The 19,415-nt window shown below is 68.3% G+C and carries 18 protein-coding genes; 9 read left to right on the forward strand and 9 right to left on the reverse strand.

What is annotated here, in order from left to right; genetic code table 11:
* The first annotated feature begins 175 nt into the window (after positions 1-175).
* From CVS47_RS00980 to CVS47_RS00995, 5 genes are all read left to right on the forward strand, one after another.
* The gene (locus tag CVS47_RS00980) at positions 176-1,318 is read left to right on the forward strand and encodes a glycosyltransferase (protein WP_127094411.1); all 1,143 of its coding nucleotides are present in this window, start codon (positions 176-178) and stop codon (positions 1,316-1,318) included.
* A gap of 29 nt (positions 1,319-1,347) precedes the next feature.
* Positions 1,348-2,067: a polysaccharide biosynthesis protein gene (locus tag CVS47_RS16725; protein WP_164734576.1), complete on the forward strand. Its 720-nt coding sequence runs from the start codon at positions 1,348-1,350 to the stop codon at positions 2,065-2,067.
* An 8-nt stretch (positions 2,068-2,075) separates the two neighbouring features.
* The gene (locus CVS47_RS00985) at positions 2,076-2,783 is read left to right on the forward strand and encodes a lipopolysaccharide biosynthesis protein (RefSeq protein WP_164734577.1); all 708 of its coding nucleotides are present in this window, start codon (positions 2,076-2,078) and stop codon (positions 2,781-2,783) included.
* Positions 2,780-3,835, forward strand: coding sequence for an acyltransferase family protein (locus tag CVS47_RS00990; protein WP_127094413.1), 1,056 nt, complete (start codon positions 2,780-2,782; stop codon positions 3,833-3,835). The genes CVS47_RS00985 and CVS47_RS00990 overlap by 4 nt, the downstream gene beginning before the upstream one ends.
* 78 nt (positions 3,836-3,913) lie before the next feature.
* Positions 3,914-4,555, forward strand: a complete 642-nt coding sequence (locus CVS47_RS00995; RefSeq protein ID WP_127094414.1) for an arsenate reductase/protein-tyrosine-phosphatase family protein — start codon at positions 3,914-3,916, stop codon at positions 4,553-4,555.
* Positions 4,556-4,612: 57 nt separating this feature from the next.
* On the opposite strand, the gene CVS47_RS01000 is transcribed toward CVS47_RS00995, so the two are convergent.
* The 4 genes from CVS47_RS01000 to CVS47_RS01015 all read right to left on the reverse strand — a co-directional run bounded on the left by CVS47_RS01000 (position 4,613) and on the right by CVS47_RS01015 (position 9,805).
* Positions 4,613-5,758, reverse strand: a complete 1,146-nt coding sequence (locus CVS47_RS01000; RefSeq protein WP_127097120.1) for a DUF1972 domain-containing protein — start codon at positions 5,756-5,758, stop codon at positions 4,613-4,615.
* 285 nt (positions 5,759-6,043) lie between these two features.
* Positions 6,044-7,648, reverse strand: coding sequence for a sugar transferase (locus CVS47_RS01005; RefSeq protein WP_127094415.1), 1,605 nt, complete (start codon positions 7,646-7,648; stop codon positions 6,044-6,046).
* A 306-nt stretch (positions 7,649-7,954) separates the two neighbouring features.
* Positions 7,955-9,118: a polysaccharide deacetylase family protein gene (locus tag CVS47_RS01010; protein WP_241240227.1), complete on the reverse strand. Its 1,164-nt coding sequence runs from the start codon at positions 9,116-9,118 to the stop codon at positions 7,955-7,957.
* Between the two features lie 72 nt (positions 9,119-9,190).
* The gene (locus CVS47_RS01015) at positions 9,191-9,805 is read right to left on the reverse strand and encodes a TetR/AcrR family transcriptional regulator (RefSeq protein WP_127094416.1); all 615 of its coding nucleotides are present in this window, start codon (positions 9,803-9,805) and stop codon (positions 9,191-9,193) included.
* A gap of 108 nt (positions 9,806-9,913) precedes the next feature.
* Between CVS47_RS01015 and CVS47_RS01020 the strand changes: the two genes are divergently transcribed.
* From CVS47_RS01020 to CVS47_RS01030, 3 genes are all read left to right on the forward strand, one after another.
* Complete coding sequence (locus CVS47_RS01020; protein ID WP_127094417.1) at positions 9,914-10,720, forward strand: sugar phosphate isomerase/epimerase family protein; 807 nt, start codon at positions 9,914-9,916, stop codon at positions 10,718-10,720.
* Positions 10,717-11,850, forward strand: a complete 1,134-nt coding sequence (locus CVS47_RS01025) for a Gfo/Idh/MocA family protein (protein WP_127094418.1) — start codon at positions 10,717-10,719, stop codon at positions 11,848-11,850. The genes CVS47_RS01020 and CVS47_RS01025 overlap by 4 nt, the downstream gene beginning before the upstream one ends.
* Positions 11,851-12,076: 226 nt before the next feature.
* A complete protein-coding gene (locus tag CVS47_RS01030; RefSeq protein ID WP_127094419.1) occupies positions 12,077-12,589 on the forward strand; it encodes a glycine cleavage system transcriptional repressor in 513 nt (170 codons plus the stop codon).
* A 16-nt stretch (positions 12,590-12,605) separates the two neighbouring features.
* Here CVS47_RS01030 and CVS47_RS01035 read toward each other — a convergent pair whose 3' ends face one another.
* Positions 12,606-13,229: a TetR/AcrR family transcriptional regulator gene (locus CVS47_RS01035; protein WP_127094420.1), complete on the reverse strand. Its 624-nt coding sequence runs from the start codon at positions 13,227-13,229 to the stop codon at positions 12,606-12,608.
* A gap of 92 nt (positions 13,230-13,321) precedes the next feature.
* Between CVS47_RS01035 and CVS47_RS01040 the strand changes: the two genes are divergently transcribed.
* Entirely contained in the window at positions 13,322-14,818 is a 1,497-nt protein-coding gene (locus CVS47_RS01040) for an MFS transporter (RefSeq protein ID WP_127094421.1), read from the forward strand.
* A 90-nt stretch (positions 14,819-14,908) separates the two neighbouring features.
* Here the strand turns inward: CVS47_RS01040 and CVS47_RS01045 are convergent, their stop codons facing one another.
* From CVS47_RS01045 to CVS47_RS01060, 4 genes are all read right to left on the reverse strand, one after another.
* Positions 14,909-15,661, reverse strand: a complete 753-nt coding sequence (locus CVS47_RS01045; protein ID WP_127097122.1) for an amino acid ABC transporter ATP-binding protein — start codon at positions 15,659-15,661, stop codon at positions 14,909-14,911.
* A 77-nt stretch (positions 15,662-15,738) separates the two neighbouring features.
* Positions 15,739-16,758: an amino acid ABC transporter permease gene (locus CVS47_RS01050; RefSeq protein WP_127094422.1), complete on the reverse strand. Its 1,020-nt coding sequence runs from the start codon at positions 16,756-16,758 to the stop codon at positions 15,739-15,741.
* Positions 16,759-16,763: 5 nt separating this feature from the next.
* Entirely contained in the window at positions 16,764-17,669 is a 906-nt protein-coding gene (locus CVS47_RS01055) for an ABC transporter substrate-binding protein (RefSeq protein ID WP_206502705.1), read from the reverse strand.
* A 42-nt stretch (positions 17,670-17,711) separates the two neighbouring features.
* Positions 17,712-19,385, reverse strand: a complete 1,674-nt coding sequence (locus CVS47_RS01060) for an amidohydrolase (RefSeq protein WP_127094423.1) — start codon at positions 19,383-19,385, stop codon at positions 17,712-17,714.
* Positions 19,386-19,415: the final 30 nt, after the last annotated feature.

Here is a 19,415-nt window from a genome sequence, read left to right on the forward strand (position 1 = left end):
GCCGAGTCGGCCTGCCGATCTTCACCTCATGCCACACCGACCGCGCTCGGCCATGTTGGGAGAAACATACCGCGACCGGTAGCATGGGTGCTTGGGGACTGCGCTCATGGGGATGGGCGCCATCTGGCATTGCTTACGAGCGTCGCCTGGATGAGTTCGGACTGGGGGCTGCACCATGAATCTGACTGTGATCGTGCCGACGTTCAACGAGGCGCCGAATGTGCGCCCGCTTGTTGAGCGCATCGGCACAGCCGTGGGTGGTCTCGAGGCGGAGATCCTCTTCGTCGATGACAGCAACGACGACACGCCTGAGGTCATCCGGGCGGTGGCCGCCTCCTCGGGGCTTCCCGTGCGCGTCATCCATCGTGAGCGACCTAAGGGCGGGCTGGGCGGCGCCGTCGTCGAAGGCCTCAAGGCTGCCTCTTCGGATTTCTGCCTCGTCATGGACGGTGACCTTCAACACCCACCTGAGAAGATCCCTGTGCTATTCGAGAGGGCATCCCGCGGAGATGTGGATGTCGTCGTTGCGTCGCGTTATGTGGAGGACGGTTCCTCGCACGGTCTGTCGGATCGATCCCGTGTACTCGTGTCGCGGGCATCGACGGTGCTGACACGGGCGATGTTCCCCATCCGTCTCAAAGATGTGTCCGACCCTATGACCGGATTCTTCTTGGTCGACCGTCGATCCCTGCCGCTGGACGATCTACAGCCTCGCGGGTTCAAAATTTTGCTCGAGATGTTGGCGAGAACGACTCTCCGGGTTGCGGAAGTGCCGTTCCACTTCGCCGACCGCCACGGCGGGGAGTCGAAGGCATCCTTTGCGCAGGGGCTCCATTTCCTGGCGCAGCTCACAGCGTTGCGGTTCGGCAAAATGTCGTCCTTCGCCATCATCGGGGGCCTCGGCGCGCTCGCGAACATCGCCATCGTGTGGGGGCTGACGCGTTTCGGCATGAATTACGTCGTAGCGGCGGTCATCGCTGCCGAGGTCACCATCGTGGCCAACTTCCTGCTGATGGAACGTTTCGTCTTCCAAGACATGCGCAATCAGGCGTCGAGTATTCGATCGCGCTTCGCAAAGTCCTTCGCCTTCAACAATGCGGAAGCGGTCATACGCATCCCCATCATGGCTCTCATGGTGAGCAGCGGGCACATCTCAAGTGTGATCGCGACCGCGATCACGCTTGCAGCCGCATTCGTTGTGCGATTCCTCTTCCACTCGCTTGTCGTGTACGCGCCCCGCCGCGCGCGTGGGACCTCCCGTCGAGTGGCTCGAGAGCGCGAACTCGATCTGCCTGCTCTCGCTCCTGGAGAACTGTGAACGCCTCGCCACGGCGACAGCCGTCCGTCGTGAAGAGGGACTCTCCCGGTTCGCCGGCGACCGTGGTGGTGGAAGAGGTGGCCGACCCGACGTCCGCAACGCTCACCGTCGAAGAGGACGTCGCCACCGATGCGGGCCAGACGAAACGACTGGGTACGCGAAACGGCGTTCTGAGGTCTGTCGGCGCCAGTGCTGCCGCGCGTTTCGCTGTCATGCCGATCAGCGCTTTCCTGGGAATCATCGTCACGCGACTCCTCATAGAGAATTACGGCGAGGCAACGTACGCGCAGTACATACTCCTCGTTAGCGTCGGCGCTCTCATCCCTTTCGCTGATCTCGGTGTCGGCGCCGCCATCATGAATGCAGCCGCAGGCGCGAAGAATCCGAGAACGGATGCGCACCTGCGCTCCGTGCTCGTCGCCTGCATCCGCGTCCTCGCCTCCTCGGCGATCGTCATCATCCTCGTCGCGGTGGCAATCTACGCTCTCGGTGCGTGGCCGGCCCTTCTCGGCGAGGGACTGACTCCATCAACCGGTGGACTCGCGGCGACGCTGTGTCTTGTCGTCTTCGGGTTCTCGGTGCTGACATCCTTCGGTCAGCGCATCATGATCGCACTCGGCTTGAACAGCACGGTCATCCTCCTCCAGGTTCTGCAGACGCCCATCGTGCTCCTCGTGCTCTGGACCGTCATCAGCACCGGGGTAGTGGAGGCTACATCGCCGTCGTCTCCTACCTGGCGACGTTCCTGATCGGCATCGTGGTCCTGATCATTGCTGCGCGGAAGATCAGACCCGCCGTGGGTCGTGCGATGCGCGAGGCTGTCACTCCTGGCGTGCGCGGAGCGCGAGTATTCGACACCGCGTGGCCGCAACTCGTCATGATGGTCGCTCTGCCTCTCGCGATGGCGTCCGATCGACTCGTTCTGAGCCACCTCAGCACGCTCCAGGCGCTGACCGAATACAGTCTCGCTGCCCAGATGTTCATGCCGTTGTACGGAGCGGTTGCCGCGGCCGGCATGTCCTTGTGGCCGGTGTTCGCACGCGCGCGCCAGACAGGGCAGCGGAGCCCCGTGTCGCCCTTCGCCATGTCAGCGGCTTTCGCCGGATTCGGCTTGGTCGCCGCCTCAGTGATGATGCTGCTCTCCGGCTGGCTCGCTGAGATCGCGTCGGGGGGAGTCATCTCGCTCGGCTGGCCCATTCTGGTGATGTTCGTTATCTATGTCACGGTCCAGGCGGCGAAGTATCCGTTCGGAGCCTTCCTGACGGATGCCAAAGGCCTTCGTTTCCAGGCGTACTGCGTCCTGCTCCTGCTACCCATCAATCTCGGACTGACACTGCTGCTCACCCCCCTCCTCGGCGCCCCAGGCCCTCTCATCGGCTCGGTCATCGGGGTCGTTCTCTGTCAGATGATCCCCAACGCCATCATGGTGCGCAGGCGTCTGAAGGGGACGGAGGCACCGCGATGACGTCGTCGGCGCTGGCTCCGGCCACAGGACGCCTCGAGTGGGTTGATGTGGCCAAGGGCATAGCCATCACTCTCGTGGTCCTCTTCCATGCGGTCATCTTCCTGACAGACATCGGCCTTGCCGGATTCTGGGCCAAGCTCAGCGGCCCACTCGACACGTTCCGGATGCCGCTCTTCTTCTTCACAGCGGGGCTCTTCGCGCAGAACCTGCTTCGAGCCCCGTTACTTGAGGTTTTCCGTCGGAGGTCCGCCAAACTCGTCTGGCTCTACCTTCTCTGGTCCGCGGTATGGGCGGTCGTCTTCCAATTCCTGCCGGTCTACCGCGACACCGACGGTCAGACGATGTCGCCGATTCTGCTGTGGCTCCGAGCGCTGGTGCTGCCGAACGAGAGTCTCTGGTTCCTATATGCCCTGGCCCTGTACTTCGTCGCAGCCCGGGTGATCCGGCCCCTACCGATGTGGGTTCAGCTGGTCTTGGCGGGAGCGATTTCCGTCATCGTGGGATCAGCGATCATCGATTGGGGCAACTCACCGTGGGAGAAGACGCTGACTTACTTCTTCTTCTTCCTCTTGGCCGTTCATTTCGGTCCGAGGATCCGTCATACGGCTCCCGGCATCCGTTGGTGGGCAGCCGTCGCGGTCATGGTCGGTTACGGCGTGCTACTCGCCGTCGCCCTGCGTCTCGACCTGCTTGCAATGCCGGGTACTCGTCTCGTTCTCGGTGTGGCGGGAGTGGCGGCCGGCATCGGTCTGTCTGTCCTCATCGGGCGAGCGCAGCGGCTGCGCTGGGTGTCCCTGCTCGGCAAGAACACTTTGCCTGTATATGTCCTGCACTTCTACGTCGTCCTGGGTGGAGTGGCTGTACTCGCCCAGATCCGGGCCACCGCTGAACCATTCAGTGCGGTATGGGTGCCGGCTCTGACGGCCGCGGGCATACTTGTGAGCCTTGGCATCCATCGGGTGAGCCGTCGCGTACCGGGCCTATGGGATCTGCCGCGCAAATGGCGGTACCCGGTTGCCGCCGACTCGGTTGCGAGCAAACGTCTGACGTAGCTACGACATTTCACCGCGTCGCGGGCGCTTCAGACGCCGTTGTCGTCACATCTCCGCCTGCGCCGCAACACCAGAGGAGTGCAAAAGATCTTGGCTGATGGAGTTCTGTTCGTTTGCTCGGCCAATGTGTGCCGGTCCCCGATGATGCAATTCGCTTACCAACAAACACTCGGCGACTCACTCTCCGCCTGGCCTGTCGTGAGCAGAGGCGTGCGAGTGATGGAGGCGATGCCGATCTGCTCCGTCGTTGCCGAGATGTTGCCTGACGCCCCTACGGCCGCTCACTCCTCACGGCAGGTGAGCGAACGCGTTGTAGGAAGGGCTGCACTGGTTATCGCGACGACGACGGCGGAGTCCGCTGTTCTCGCCCAGGTGAGTCCGGAGGCGCGGCATCGGACGTTCACGTTCCAGCAAGCGCTTTCCCTCGCTGCGCGACCCGCCACGGACGACGAGATCGAGCGTGCTCGCGCTGGGCTGGCGCACGGAAGTCAACCTCTCGTGGAGATCGTTCATCTTCTGAACAGGCGACGGGGCACGGAGAGCGAGATGCCGAAGAGGTCGGGATTGCGGATCGGTGTGCCGTTCTCGGACTCCGACAACTTCTTCGACGTCCACGGCGATCGCAATAGTCGACACCGGAAAGCGCTCAAGACCCTGCGCAAGGACGTCGAGGACTTCGCCACGCACATGAGGCATCTCGCCCGCGCAATGGGAGCGTGAGAAAAGGCGCCGCCCCTCCGAATTCCGGAGGGGCGGCGTCATCACGTCAGCGCTGGTTCAGGAGAAGTCCCACTCCTCAGCGGTGCGCTTCGCGCGACGTCCGAGCTTGTGCATCGACTCGCCGGCGGCGAGGCGCTGCGCGAGGTCCTCGTAGCCGTCGGCGACGTCGTCCCAGCGGAAGGCCACCTCGGCCCGACGCTGGTTGCCGGCGGCGAGACGGTCTACGGCTTCCGGCTCGTTCTCGAGCGTGGAGAAGTGCGTGACGAGGTCGGTCGAGTCGACGAAGAACCAGGCCTGGTCGTCGAGCACCTCGCGGTTGAACTGCACGTCGTAGCCGATGACCGCGGTGCGGGCGCCCATGGCGCGCAGCAGTGACGGGTTGGTGCCGCCCACGGAGTGGCCGTGGACGTACGTGTAGGCGTGCGCGTACAGCGCGTCGAGGAGGTCCTGGTCGAAGACGCCGCCGAGGAAGATGATGCGCGGGTCGTCACCGGCCGCGTTGCGGATCGACTCGGTGTAGCCGGCGCTGTAGGGCGCCGAGCCCACGACGACCAGCGGCATCCGTGCGCTGCTGCGCTGGTATCCCTCGACGATCTCGAGGACGTGGTTCTCGGGCTCGAAGCGGGCGACCACCAGGTGATAGCCGTTCGGACGCAGCCCCAGACCCTCGATGCCGTCGGTCGGGACGTCGTTGATGATGGGCGCGCCGTAGCGGAGCAGCTCGGTCGGAACGCGGAACTGGTGCGCGTAGTACGCGGCGATGCCGGGGGCGTCCGCGATCAGCGCGTCGGCGGTGCGGACTCCGAAGAGCTCGGCGCCACGGTAATAGGCCTTGCCGCGGGCGCCCCACTTCGACCGGCGCCACTCCAGGCCGTCCATGTGGAGGGCGGTCGGGATGCCGCGGGCACGCAGCATCGGCAGGAACGGCGAGTTCGCGGCGTTGAAGACGAAGGCCGCGTCGGGGCGGCGGTGCGCGAGGGCGTGCAGTGTCGACAGGCCGGTGTGGCTCAGCGTCTCGAGCTGCTTCTGCGCGACGGCCGGCAGGTGCACGACCTCCATGCCGAGGTAGCTCTTCTCGCGCGACTCAGACCCGCGGGTGTAGACCCGGACGCGGTGGCCGCGCTCGACGAGACGCTTGCCGACCTCCTCGACGGCGGTCTCGAAGCCACCGTAGGCGGCCGGCACGCCGCGCGTGCCGACCATCGCGATCGACAGCTGAGCGGTGCGACGGCGCGCGCGGGTGGTGATGACGGGCGCGGAATGCGTCTCCGTCGCGGTGATGATTTCGGTTCGATCGTGTGCGATGACCATTGTCAGCTTCTTCCTGGCAGGTTCGTGCTCGAGCAGGTGACAGGGGAGAGGGAGGACCCACGGCCACCGCGGTCGGCGCGAAGAACGCGCACGTATCGCAGCCGACATGTGGGGGACACACCGGGGATGGTGGCCGTGGATCCGGTTCGGGAAATCTGTGTGGCGGTGCTGTTCATGTCAGTACGCGCCCTTCGGGTGGATCATGACGCGCGCGGTGCGGACCATGATCATGAGGTCGTTGGTGACCGACCAGTTCTCGACGTAGCGCAGGTCGAGTCGGACGCTCTCGTCCCAGGAGAGGTCGCTGCGACCGCTGACCTGCCAGAGGCCGGTGATGCCGGGCTTGATGTACAGGCGGCGGTAGACGCGTCCGTCGTAGCCGACGACCTCGCTGGGCAGCGGCGGCCGGGGGCCGACGATGCTCATGTCGCCGATGAGGACGTTCCAGAACTGGGGCAGCTCGTCGAGCGAGTACTTGCGCAGGACGGCTCCGACGCGTGTGATGCGCGGGTCGTTCTTCATCTTGAAGAGAAGACCGGACCCCTCGTTGGCTGCTTTGAGAGCGATGAGCTCGCTCTCGGCGGAGGTGCGCATGGTGCGGAACTTCAGGATGCCGAACTCGCGGCCGTCGCGACCGATGCGGGTCTGACGGAAGAAGACGGGGCCGCCGTCGTCCATCTTGATCGCGAGGGCGACGAACATGCCGATGAGAGTGATCGGGATCATCGCGATCACGGACAGGGCGATGTCCATCGCGCGCTTCATGGAGTGCGCGCCACCCTCGAAGCGGGGGATCTCGACGTGGATGAGCGGCAGGCCGTCGATCGGCTTCAGCGAGATGCGCGGTCCCGCGACGTCGGCGAGGCGGCCGGAGAGGATGAGCTCGGCTGCCGTGCCCTCGAGGTCCCAGCTCAGACGCTTGATGAAGTCGGGGTCGTCAGGCGGCGTGCTCGCGACGATGATCGTGTCGGCCTCGACAGCCCGGGCGTGCATCGACACGAGGCCCATCCGGCCGAGGACGGGATAGGCGCGGCCGTCGACGACGATGGTGTCGCGGTCGGCCTCGGGGGTCGTCGCCCCGACCACGTGGAAGCCGAGGCCGCGGTTGGCCGCGAGATTGCGGATGACGTATTCGACGTCGTGCTCCGTGCCGGCCACGATGACGCGGGAGGCGTAGTGGCCGAACTCGCGCTGGCGGGCGAGCCAGCGGCGCCAGCCCCAGCGCGCGGTGATCAGGGAGAGCAGTCCGACGGGAAGCGCGACGAGCAGGATCATGCGGATGCCGCTCCACTGGAACACCACGAACAGCATGGCGAGCACGCCGAACGCCGCCGCGGTCGCATGGGCGACCCGCTTGTACTCGGTCGCCCCGGTGCCCAGCACCTTCGGCGAGCGGGTCTGGAACATCCACAGCAGCAGCACCCAGGCGGCGAGGGTGATGGCCGCGACGCGCATCACGACACCCACTTCCGGCGACGTGGCGCGCAGGCCGATGGTGTCGATGCCTGCGGCGAGCGCGGTCACCGCGACGACGATGATGCCGTCGGTGATACGGAGACGCCGCACGTAGCGGCGCTCCCACATCCGGCGTCGCTCGAGGGAGGGCTGCACGCGCGGCATGACCGTCGGAGCCGAGCGAGAGGTGTGGGCCGTCGTCGACACGCGCGACGCCTCGACGCGCCGCAGCGTGCTGCGCGTCGGTGCGATGACCGCGGCGATCGGCAGGTAGGCCGCGGCGTTCGCGGCTGCCGGATCGGTGACCGTCGCCTCGACGGTCGTCACGACAGCGCAGCGGTCAGCTGCACGCCGGACATGGCGTCCTCAGACATATATCGTTTTCCCCAGTAAACGATGAGACGACCGAAGCCGTCCATTCCCCAGTTCACGCAATCTGTCGAGCCCCAGCCCGACATGCGAGACATCCCACTGCCCCACCTGCGTGGCTCCCCGTGGCGGCGTCGAAGACGGCACTACATGAGAGTTCCTTCATCCTAGGGTCGCAGGTCGCGAGCTGTCCACCCGGAGGTGGGTGATTGTTCATCTTCCCTGCTGGCGCATAGGAACGTCGTGCGCGCACAACGCGGGTGCTCAGCCGATCATGCCGACGAGCGCGTCGAGTCCCATTCCGTAATTCACGCGCTGCACGGGCAGGGCGAGCTTGTCCGAGCCGATGGAGACGTACCCCGGCTCGATCGTGCGGCCCATCTCGTAGCCGGCCTGCGCCACGCCGTGCTTGGTCACGTCGTTGTAGTGGCCGAACGGATACGCCACGACCTCCTTCACCCCGAGCACCGACGCCGACATCTCCAGGTCGGCGGCGATCTCGTCGGCGCTGGAATTGACCATCCGGCCCTGACCGTTGTCGCCGGCGCGGTGCATGTCATGGGTGTGCGACCGGCGCAGCACGTAGGGGTTCGGCGCAGCATCCTGTCGCCACGCGGTGATCATGAACGACGTGGTCATGACCTTGTACTTCTCCACCACGGGTGCGGCGAGGTCGAACCAGGTCTGGTCCGCATCGTCGTCGGTGACGATCACCGAGTGGTTCGGCAGGAACACCTCGCCGTCGATGAACGCCCCCAGTTCGCGCCACGTGGGCAGGTAGAAGCCGTCCGACGCGATGTAGGCCATGTGCGCATCGAAGTCGCCGATGTAGGCGTAGTTGCCGCGCAGCCAGCCCTCCTCGCCTCCCGGGCTGGTCGTGAACTGGTGGTACATGAGGATCGGGATGCGCGCGTTCTCGGCCGCGTTCTCCTCCGGCGTCTTCCATGACGCGAACAGCGTGACCTCGCGATCGGTGCAGGCGACGCTGCGGGACTCGTTGATGCGCTGCGCGGTGGTGAAGGCTGCAGCATCCTGAGCCGTCGTGTACCAGCCGGCGAATACGCGGCCGTCCGCGGAGGGCAGGGGGAGGTCGGCGTACAGCCCGCCCTCCGTCTGCAGCGCGGGCTGGTCGCTGATGCCGTCGCCGGTGAAGGTGACCGCGCAGGCGGCAGGATCGGTTGATCCGGCCAGCAGCTGCTGCGCGGCCGTGAGCGGCGTGGTGGGGGTCGCCGTCGGGAGGTCGGTCGGCGCGGACGGAGCGGGCTGCCCGTCGGCGACGGGCTCACCCGTGCCGGGCGTCACCAGCCGCGGCACGACGATGATCGCTGCGACGATGGCCCCGATCACCCCCACCGCGCCGAGGGCGGCGACGGTGCGCCGGCGCCTCATCTGACGTGAGGCGCGACGGCGTCGTCGGGTGGTGTCCATGGCGAGGTCCCCTTCGGTGCCGGGCGGCGAGACCGGCGGCACCACCGATGATAGGGGCCGTACGCCGCCGGCTCAGGGATTCTCGCGCGGCGACAGCAGGGCGTCGAGCAGCCCGAGAGCGCCTTCCAGGTCGACGGCGTCGTCGAGCAGCCACTGCGTCTGAAGACCGTCGGATGCCGCGATCACGAGCGATGCGGCCAGCTCCGCATCCACGTCCGCGCGCAGACGACCCGCGCGCTGCTGCGCGCGGATGTCATCGGCGAGCCCGGTGCGGATGCGGGAGAAGCGCTGCGTGGCGAACTCCCGCGCGTCGGGGTGGCCCTCCTCCAGCGCCGTCGCGACCAGCGTGCTGTAGAGCTGCACGAGACCCGGCACCGTGCGGTTGCGGCGCGCCGACTCCATCATCACGCCGACGGCGGAGGTGTCCTGCGGGTGCGGCTCGGTCTCGTCCGCGCGCCGCTCGGACGCCCGGTACACCTCGACGAGCAGCTGCTCGCGCGAGGTGAAGTAGTGCGTGAGGGCGGCGTGCGAGACGCCGATCGCGTCGGCGATGGAGCGCAGCGACGTGCGCTCGGCGCCGCGCTCGGCGAACACCTCGATGGCGCGGTCGAGGATCTGCTGGCGGCGGGCGAGCCCCTTCGCGTAGGACCCGCGCCGCCTGGATGCCTCGGGGGCGTCATCGGACATGGTCGAAGTGTATCCGGCGAATACTTCCAATTGGAGGTTTTGAGTTGTAGCCTGAGCGTGGTCGCCGGTCGCGGCGGCCTGTCAACGGCGATCCCAACGAGAGAGACCATGCCTCCGATCACTTCCGTCCAGCTCTTCACCGTCAAGACGGCCCTCGACGCCGATCTCGAGGGCACCCTCGCGAAGATCGCCGACGCGGGCTTCACCTCCGTCGAGCCCTACGACTTCGTGCGCCGTGCCGATGCGCTCGCCGCCGCCTTCACTGCACAGGGGCTCGCCGCGCCCACGGGCCACGCCTTCCTCGCGTCCGACTCCTTCGTGCGTCCCGACGGCACCGGCACCACGGTCGAGGTGCCCACGCACGACGAGGTCTTCGCCGCGGCCAAGACCCTCGGCATGACGATCGTCATCGACCCGTACACGGTCCCGGCCCGCTGGGAGACGCGCGAGCAGATCGAGGACACCGCCCGCCGCCTGAACGCCGCCGCCGCCGCCGCTGCTCCGCATGGCCTCCGCGTCGGCTACCACAACCACGCGCACGAGCTCGAGGCGCAGATCGACGGCGAGACCGGACTCGAGGTGCTCGCGTCGCTGCTCGACCCCGAGGTCGCCCTCGAGGTCGACCTCTACTGGGCCGCCCGCGCCGGCGTCGACGTGCCCGCGCTGCTGCAGCGTCTGGGTGACCGCGTCAAGGCCGTGCACGTCAAGGACGGCACTCTCGCCCCCGAGCTGCTCGACGCCTACCCGCCCGCCGACCAGGTGCCGGCCGGCGAGGGCACGGTGCCCCTCGCGGAGGCGCTGGATGCGGCATCCGCCCTCGAGTACTCCGTCGTCGAGTTCGACGCGTTCGACGGCGACCTGTTCGACGCCGTCCGCACGAGCCGCGTGTTCCTGGACGAGCGGGCCGGCCGGTGACCGGCGGCACGGTCGGCGTCGGCATCATCGGCGCGGGCAACATCAGCGACACCTACCTTGAGAACCTCTCGAGCTTCCCCGACGTCACGGTGCACGTCGTCGGCGACATCCTCGAGGACCGCGCGAAGGCGCAGGCCGATAAATACGGCGTGGCGGCATCGGGAGGCGTCGACGCGGTCCTGAGCCACCCCGACGTCGAGATCGTCGTCAACCTCACGATCCCGGCGTCGCACGTCGAGATCTCGTCGGCGGCGATCGCCGCGGGCAAGAACGTGTGGAGCGAGAAGCCGATCGGCGTCGACCGCGAGAGCGCGAAGGCGCTGATCGAGCAGGCGGATGCCGCGGGCCTGCGTGTCGGCATCGCACCGGACACCGTCCTCGGCCCCGGTCTGCAGTCGGCCAAGCGGGCCATCGCCCGCGGCGACATCGGGCGCCCGCTGTTCGCCCAGACGTCGTTCCAGTGGCAGGGTCCGGAGATCTTCCACCCGAACCCCGGCTTCCTCTACGCCCGCGGCGGCGGTCCGCTGCTGGACATGGGGCCCTACTACGTCTCGGCCCTCGTGCACCTGTTCGGTCCGGTCGCCGCCGTGGCGGCTCTCGGTCTGCGCAGCTCCGAGACCCGTCAGGTGCAGGTCGGCGAGCTCGCGGGCACGGACTTCCCGATCGAGATCCCCACGACCGTCAGCGTGCTGACGCAGTTCGAGCAGGGCGGCCAGGCGCAGAGCCTCTACAGCACCGACTCGGCGCTCAAGCGCCACGGCGTCGTGGAGATCAACGGCACCGAGGGCACGCTCGTCATCCCCGACCCGAACACCTTCGGCGGACGCATCTACATCACGCGCCCGATGACCGAGGTCGTCGTGCCCCCGGCGCCGACGGTGCAGGATGTGGTGGAGGTCGAGCAGGAGGGCGTGCTCGTGGGGCGTGGTCTCGGACTGCTCGACATGGCGCGCGCGATCCGCGAGGGCCGCCCGCACGTCGCGAGCGGCGAGCTCGGCTACCACGTGCTCGACACGCTGCTGGCGATCGAGGAGTCCGCCGAGCGCGGCGCCTTCGTGCCGGTCGAGAGCACCGTCGCCGGCGTCGGCTCGGTGCCGGCCGGCTTCGACCCGCTGGCCCGCACGGTCTGACGTCTCTCGGAGGGGCGGGTGCGCGCGGCGCGCCCGCCCCTCCGCGTTCGCGGAGGCAGACTCGCTCGTCAAGGGCGGGTTCACAACTCCACGGATCGCGCCGCTGTCGAGCCTGCAGGCCGGGCGGAGCGCCGGCGGACGTCCGGATTCGTGGAGGTGCGCACGCCGCCGGGGTGGGCAGAGCGAGCGGATGCCGCGCCCCGGCCCCGTCGCTACGCTGAGCCCCATGACAACTCTCGTGCTCACCGTGGTCGGCGACGACCGTCACGGACTCGTCGCCGCCGTCGCCGACATCGTCGGGGAGCACGGCGGCAACTGGGAGAACAGCGAGCTGGCCGAGCTCGCCGGCGCCTTCGCCGGGATCGTCGAGATCTCGGTCCCCGACGCGCGCGAGGCGGAGCTGCGTGCCGCACTCGGACGTCTGGAGGGGATGCTGTCGGTCACGGTGCACGCCGGGACGCCGACCGCCGCAGCGGCGGGGGAGCGGCGCGTCACCATCCGCGTCCTCGGCAACGACCGGCCGGGCATCGTCAAGGACGTCTCCTCCACGGTCGCGGCGCAGGCGCTGAGCATCGAGCGCATGACGACCGAGACGCGAGACGCGGCCATGGCCGGGGGCCGTCTGTTCGAGGCCACCATCGTGGCGGCGGTCGCGGCATCCGTCGATGTCGATGCCGTGCGGTCGGCCGTCGAGGCCCTGGCCACCGACATCCAGGTCGACGTCGCCCTCGAGGTCTGAGGCCGCGGGCGAAGCCTCAGGCGTTCGGCCGGAGTCCTGCCGCCGGCAGCACGACCTGGTCGATCGTGCGGATCATGAAGTCGCGGTCGACCGGCTGCTGGAGCATCAGCGAGCGGAAGTTCACGATCGCCGCGCCGAGGGTGGACAGCATCTCCAGGTCGGCGTCGGCGGGGATCTCGCCCCGGTCGATCGCCCGCTGGAAGATGAGGCGGTTGGCTGCGGCTCGGGGCTCGATCAGCGCGGCCTGGGCGGCCGCGGCCAGCTCGGGGTTGCGCGCGATCATCGACATGATCCCCGCCATCACCTTGAGCCGGTGCTCGGCGTTCTTCAGCGTCGGCGACTTCACCATCGCGACGAGGTCGCCCCGCAGCGTCCCGGTGTCGGGCGGCGACGACAGGTTCAGGTCGCCGGACTTCATGCGGGCGACGGCGTCGATGACGAGGTCCTCCTTCGAGGACCAGCGACGGTAGAGAGTCGCCTTGCCGGCTTTCGCCCGCGCGGCGACCATGTCGATCGTCATGCCGTCGTAGCCGGTCTCGGCGAGGACGTCGAGCGCGGCATCCAGGATCTCGGGATCGCGGGACTCGTCCCGCTTGCGTCCGAGGCGCGGCTTGACGTCAGCCTCATCGACCTGGGTCATCAGCGCCCCCTTCCTGTCACATCGAGATTACCAGCGTATGAATTCCTGTACGAAGTATTTCCGGAACTGAACATTACCGTATAGTGATCGCCATGTCCTCTGAACTCACCCCGCCGCCGACCGGTCGCCGGCACTGGATCACCCTCGTCGTGGTCGGACTCGCCCAGCTGATGGTCGTCCTCGACGGCACCGTGGTGAACATCGCCCTCCCGTCCGCACAGGCCGACCTCGGCTTCACCGACGGGCAGCGCCAGTGGATCATCACGGCGTACTCGCTCGCTTTCGCCAGCCTCCTGCTCCTCGGCGGCCGCCTCTCCGACCTCATCGGCCGCAAGCGCACCTTCGTGATCGGTCTCGTCGGCTTCGCCGTCGCCTCGGCGCTCGGGGGCGCCGCCGGCTCCTTCGAGCTCCTCGTGGGCGCCCGTGCCCTGCAGGGCGTCTTCGGCGCGCTGCTCGCCCCGACCGCGCTCGCTGTGCTCACGACGACCTTCACCGTCCCGAGGGAGCGCGCCCGTGCCTTCGGCGTCTTCGGCGCGATCGCCGGCGCAGGCGGAGCGATCGGACTCCTCCTCGGCGGCGTGCTGACCGAGGCGCTGAACTGGCGCTGGAATCTCTACATCAACGTCGTCATCGCCGTCGTCGCGATCATCGGCGCCTTCCTGTTCGTCCCGCCGATCACCCGCACCGGCCCGCGGCCGCGACTCGACGTGCCGGGCACGATCCTCGTCTCCGGAGCGCTGTTCGGTCTCGTCTACGGCTTCTCGAACGCCGAGACGGACGGCTGGGACGCCCCCGTGACGTGGGGGATGCTGGCCGCCGCGGCCATCCTGCTCGTCGCCTTCGTGCTGTGGCAGCGCCGCGCGCGGCACCCGCTGCTGCCGCTGTCGATCGTGCTCGACCGCAACCGCAGCGCCGCGTACCTGTCGGTGCTCATCGCCGGCGCGGGGATGTTCGGCATCTTCCTGTTCGTCACGTACTACCTGCAGCTCACACTCGGCTACTCGCCCATCCAGACCGGGCTCGCCTTCCTGCCGATGATCGGGATGCTGGTGCTCGCCGCCCAGCTCGGCACGAACCTGCTCGTGCCCCGGTTCGGCCCGAAGGTGCTCGTGCCGATCGGCATGCTGCTGGGCGTGATCGCGATGATCTGGCTCACGTTCCTCGACACCTCGAGCGTGTACGTCGCCGACGTCATGCCCCCGCTGATGATCATGGGCTTCGCGATGGGCACGATCATGCCCGCCTCGATGCAGACGGCCACCCTCGGGGTGGACCGGCAGTTCGCCGGCGTCGCCTCGGCGATGGTCAACACCAGCCAGCAGGTCGGCGGCTCGATCGGCACCGCTCTGCTGAACACCCTGGCCGCGACGGCCATGGCCGACTACCTCGCGGGGCACACGCCCGTCACTCCCGAGATCGGGGTGGATGCGGCCCTGGCGAGCTATTCGACGGCGTACGCGTGGGGCGCCGGATTCTTCCTCGTCGGCGCGATCGTCTCGGCGACACTCTTCCGGCGACGGGGACAGGGGCTGTCGCTCGCGCACCCGCCCGCCGACGCCCGCGCCGAGGAGCCGGTCGTCGCACACTGAGCCTCGCGCCCTGTGCTCTGAGCCCCGCGCCCTGAGTCCTGACACAGCAGAACGCCCCGGCCGCCACGGCCGGGGCGTTCTGCGCGCGGGTCAGAGCACGCGGGCCAGGAAGGCCTTCGTGCGCTCGTGCTGCGGGTTGCTCAGCACCTCGCGGGGGTCGCCGGTCTCGACGACGACGCCGCCGTCCATGAAGACGAGCGAATCGGCGACCTCGCGGGCGAAGCCCATCTCGTGCGTGACGACGATCATCGTCATGCCCGACTTCGCCAGCTGCTTCATCACCTCGAGCACCTCGCCGACGAGCTCGGGATCGAGGGCCGAGGTCGGCTCGTCGAAGAGCATCAGCTTCGGGTCCATCGCGAGGGCACGCGCGATGGCGACGCGCTGCTGCTGACCGCCCGACAGCGAGGCCGGGTACGCCTTGGCCTTCTCGGCGAGGCCGACCCGCTCGAGGAGCTCCATCGCGCGCGCCGACGCCTTCGCCTTGGACTGCCGCTTCACCTGGGTGGGCGCCTCGATGACGTTCTCCAGCACCGTGAGGTGCGGGAACAGGTTGAAGCGCTGGAACACCATGCCGATGTCCTTGCGCTGCTCGGCGGCCTCCTTCGGGCGCAGCTCGTAGATCTTGTCGCCGCGCTGGCGGTAGCCGATAAGCTCGCCGTCGACCGTGAGGCGGCCGCCGTCGATCTTCTCGAGGTGGTTGATGCACCGCAGGAACGTGGACTTGCCCGACCCGCTGGGCCCGATCACGCAAACGACCTCGCCGCGCTTGACGCTCAGCGAGATGTCCTTGAGCACGACGTTCGAGCCGAACGACTTCACGATCCGGTCGGCGACGACCATCGTGTCGGTGCCTCCGGAACCGTTCGCGTTCCGGCCGGTCGAGGCCGCAGCATCCGGTGCCGTCGCATCGCCGAGCGTCATGATGTCGTCCCCTCATCGTGCGGCCGCCGTCGTGGCCCGTCCGGCGGTGCGGCGATCGTTCCGGTCACGGGCGTCTCGACCACCATCGCGTCTCCTTGGTGCGCACCGCCGAGGTCGACGTGCCGGGTGCCGCGGGCGAAGCGGCGCTCCAGGAAGTACTGGCCGATCATCAGCAGCGACGTGAAGAACAGATACCAGATCGACGCCACGATCAGCAGCGGGATCGGGTTGAACGTCTCGGCCGAGATGTCGCGCGTGCGCGTGTAGAGATCGGTCGAAAGCGGAACGGCCGTCACCAGCGATGTGGTCTTCAGCATCGAGATGACCTCGTTGCCGGTCGGCGGAATGATCACGCGCATCGACTGCGGGATGATGATGCGCCTCATCGTCTGCGACCACGACATGCCCAGAGCGGTCGACGCCTCGGACTGCCCCGGATCGACCGACAGCATGCCGGCGCGCACGATCTCGGCCATGTAGGCCGCCTCGTTCAGCGCGAGGCCGATGACCGCGAGCCAGAAGACGTTGATGGCGTCCTGGGTCGTGAACTCCGTGAAGACCTGCGTGAAGGGGATGCCGACGCTGATCGTCTTGTAGATGGTGGCGAGGAGTCCCCAGAACACCAGCTGCACGTAGACGGGGGTGCCGCGGAAGATCCACAGGTACACCCACGCGACGCTCTTGAGCACCGGGTTCGGCGACAGGCGCATGACGGCCAGCAGTGTGCCCAGCACGATCGCGCCCACCATCGCGAGCACGGTGAGCTGGAGCGTCACGAGTGCCGCCTGCGAGACGCGGACGTCGAAGATGTACTTGCCGACCGCAGGCCAGTCGTAGGCGGGACGGTTGAACGCGGCATCCCAGAGGAATGTCAGCACGATCAGCACGATGATGACCGCGATGACGTTGCGCACCGGGTGGCGCAGCGGGATCGCCGTGATGCGCTCGGGGCCCGAGTCCGGGCCCGCGCCCGGCGTCGCGCCGGAGCGCGACGCCGAGCCGGAGGGGGTGGCCACGGGTGTTACTCCGTGGCGCCGTTGATGTCGATCGCGTCGATGGCGCCCTGCTCGACGCCCCACTTCTCGAGGATCGCGGTGTAGGTGCCGTCCTCCATCAGCGACTGGAGCGCGGCCTGCAGGGCCTCGCCGAGCGTGCCGCGGTCCTTCGCGATCGGCATGCCGTAGAGGAAGACGGAGTATACGTCGCCCTGCGTCTCGAGCTTGCCGCCGGACTGCGCCACGGCGTACTGCGTGACGGGGGAGTCGGCCGACATGGCGTCGGCGCGGCCGAGTGTCACGGCCGCCGTGGCGTCGTCCTGCGTGTCGTAGCCGAGCAGCTGGATCGGCTCCTTGCCGGCGGCGACGCACGCGTCGCTCTTGGCGGGGCCGTCGTCGAGCGCTTCGGTCGTGCCGTTCTGGACGGCGAGCTTGAGGCCGCAGGCGTCATCGGGGTCGATGGTCTTGCCCGCGAGGGCCGCCCACTGGATGCCGGCGGTGTAGTAGTCGATCATGTCGACCTGCTGCTGACGCTCCTTCGTGTCGAAGAAGGAGGACAGTCCCACGTCGTACTTGCCGCCGGTGATCGACGGGATGATGTTGTCGAACTTCGCGATGTTGTACTCGGTGGTGAGCCCGAGCTTCGCGGCCATGGCGTCGGCCAGCTCGATCTCCCAGCCGACCGGGTTGCCCGCGGCATCCTTGAACTCGTTGGGGGCGTAGGTCGCGTCGGTTCCGATGACGAGCTTGCCCGCCGACACGACCTCCTCGGGGAGCTTGGCGGCTGCCGCATCGTCCTTCGTGACGGATGCCGCACCGCCGGAGGCGGCGGCGGAGCCCGCGGGAGTGGCGGGGGCGTTGTTCACGCAGCCGGAGAGCAGCAGGGCTGCGGACGCCAGGAGGGCGATCGGGGCCAGACGGGCGAGTTTCATGGTGTCCTTCTTGGTTCTCATCGGGAGGGGGGACGTGATGACTCAGTCACCGTAGACGCGGACGCCCCGCGTGTACGTCTGACGAGTTCGAGTCGATGCGATATCGAGACGATCGAGAGCGAACGGATCGCGGTCGGTGACGACCAGATCGGCGTCGTAGCCGGCGACGATGCGTCCGGCTCGATCCTGGTGGTTGATGGCCGCCGAGCCACTCGTGTACGCCGCGAGCGCGGTGACGAGGTCGAGCGCCTGCTCGGGATAGAAGGGGCGGTCGGAGTGATCCGGATGCCCCGCCGGCAGCATCCTGTTGACCGCGACGTGCAGCGCGGCCCAGGGGTCCGGCGTGGTGACGGGCCAGTCGGATCCCGCGCACAGGGCGGTGCCCGCCCGGGCCAGGTCGCCGAACGGGTACTGCCAGGCGGCGCGCTGCTCGCCGAGGATCGGCAGGTTCAGCTCGACCATCTGCGGCTCGAACGTCGCCCACAGCGCCTGGAGGTTCGCGGCGACGCCGAGCGGAGCGAAGCGCGGGACGTCGTCGGGGTGCACGACCTGCACGTGCGCGAGGTGGTGGCGGTTGTCGTTGGCGCCGTTCGCGTCGCGGGCGACGGCCAGGGCGTCGAGGGCCTCGCGCACCGCCCGGTCGCCGATCGCGTGCACGTGCACCTGGAAGCCCTGCGCGTCGAGCGCCGTGACGGCCCGGGTGAGCTCGTCGGGCGAGAGGAAGGAGTGTCCGCGGCTGTCGCCTCGCAGTGACGTCGCGCACCGGCATCCCGCGGCATCCGTGCCGGGCACGAAGTACTCGTCGAGCATCGAGGCCGTCTGGTTCTCGGGGATGCCGTCCTGCATGATCTTGACGCTGCCGGCGCGGAAGCGCGGGTGGCGGAGGCGCTCGCGACGCGCCAGGAGGTCGTCGAGCTGCTCGAGCCCCTGATGGCGTTCCCACCACAGGGCTGCGACGACCGTCGCGGTCAGCTCGCCGCTCTGCGCGGCGGCGAGGTAGATGTCGCCCGTGTCGGTGTGGTTGCCGTAGTCGCCGACGATGGCGTCCTGCCAGCCGGTGACGCCGAGGGAGTGCAGATAGCGCTGCGCGGTCATGAGCGCGGCGTGGTTCTCGGCGTCGGTGTCGGCGGGGATGACCCGCGAGACGCGCAGCCGCGCGCCCTCCTGCAGCACACCGGACGGAGCGCCGTGCGCGTCGCGCTCGATGCGTCCGTCGTCGGGATCAGGGGTCTGGGCATCGACGCCTGCGAGTCGGAGCGCGGCGGAGTTGACCCACGCGCCGTGGTGGTCGCGGTTGGAGAGGAAGACCGGGCGGTCGGGCACGACGGCGTCGAGATCGGATGCCAGGGCGATGCCCCCCGGGAAGGCCGCGAGCTGCCAGCCCCCGCCGAGGATCCAGGGCGCGTCGGGGTGCGCCCCGGCGTAGTCGCGGATGAGACGGAGGTAGTCCTCGCGGGTGGCGGCCTCCGAGAGGTCGCAGCGCATGCGCTCGAGTCCGCCTTCGATGGGATGGATGTGCGCATCCACGAAGCCCGGGGCCAGCATCCCGCCCTCGAGGTCGACGATCGTCGTGCCGGCGCCGATGAGGCCGTCGACGTCGATGCCGACGGCGGCGATCGTGCCGCCCTGCACGGCGACCTGCGTTCCGGCGGGCAGCACGCGCGTGCCGTCGAAGACCGTTCCTCCGCGGAACACGGTGTCGGCATGGACCGTCATAGAACCTGGACTCTCACTGCGCAGCGACGC

This window comes from Microbacterium lemovicicum (genome assembly GCF_003991875.1).
Taxonomy (GTDB): Bacteria; Actinomycetota; Actinomycetes; order Actinomycetales; family Microbacteriaceae; genus Microbacterium; species Microbacterium lemovicicum.

Bases quoted from the DNA above. Each gene is read 5' to 3' on its own strand.
- CVS47_RS00990 (WP_127094413.1), top strand. From the start codon at position 2,780: ATGACGTCGTCGGCGCTGGCTCCGGCCACAGGACGCCTCGAGTGGGTT.
- CVS47_RS01045 (WP_127097122.1), bottom strand. From the start codon at position 15,661: ATGGTCGTCGCCGACCGGATCGTGAAGTCGTTCGGCTCGAACGTCGTG.
- CVS47_RS01035 (WP_127094420.1), bottom strand. From the start codon at position 13,229: ATGACCCAGGTCGATGAGGCTGACGTCAAGCCGCGCCTCGGACGCAAG.
- CVS47_RS01015 (WP_127094416.1), bottom strand. From the start codon at position 9,805: ATGTCCGATGACGCCCCCGAGGCATCCAGGCGGCGCGGGTCCTACGCG.
- CVS47_RS01000 (WP_127097120.1), bottom strand. From the start codon at position 5,758: ATGGTCGGCACGCGCGGCGTGCCGGCCGCCTACGGTGGCTTCGAGACC.
- CVS47_RS01040 (WP_127094421.1), top strand. From the start codon at position 13,322: ATGTCCTCTGAACTCACCCCGCCGCCGACCGGTCGCCGGCACTGGATC.
- CVS47_RS01060 (WP_127094423.1), bottom strand. From the start codon at position 19,385: ATGACGGTCCATGCCGACACCGTGTTCCGCGGAGGAACGGTCTTCGAC.
- CVS47_RS01010 (WP_241240227.1), bottom strand. From the start codon at position 9,118: ATGGACACCACCCGACGACGCCGTCGCGCCTCACGTCAGATGAGGCGC.
- CVS47_RS01030 (WP_127094419.1), top strand. From the start codon at position 12,077: ATGACAACTCTCGTGCTCACCGTGGTCGGCGACGACCGTCACGGACTC.
- CVS47_RS01020 (WP_127094417.1), top strand. From the start codon at position 9,914: ATGCCTCCGATCACTTCCGTCCAGCTCTTCACCGTCAAGACGGCCCTC.
- CVS47_RS00980 (WP_127094411.1), top strand. From the start codon at position 176: ATGAATCTGACTGTGATCGTGCCGACGTTCAACGAGGCGCCGAATGTG.
- CVS47_RS01055 (WP_206502705.1), bottom strand. From the start codon at position 17,669: ATGAAACTCGCCCGTCTGGCCCCGATCGCCCTCCTGGCGTCCGCAGCC.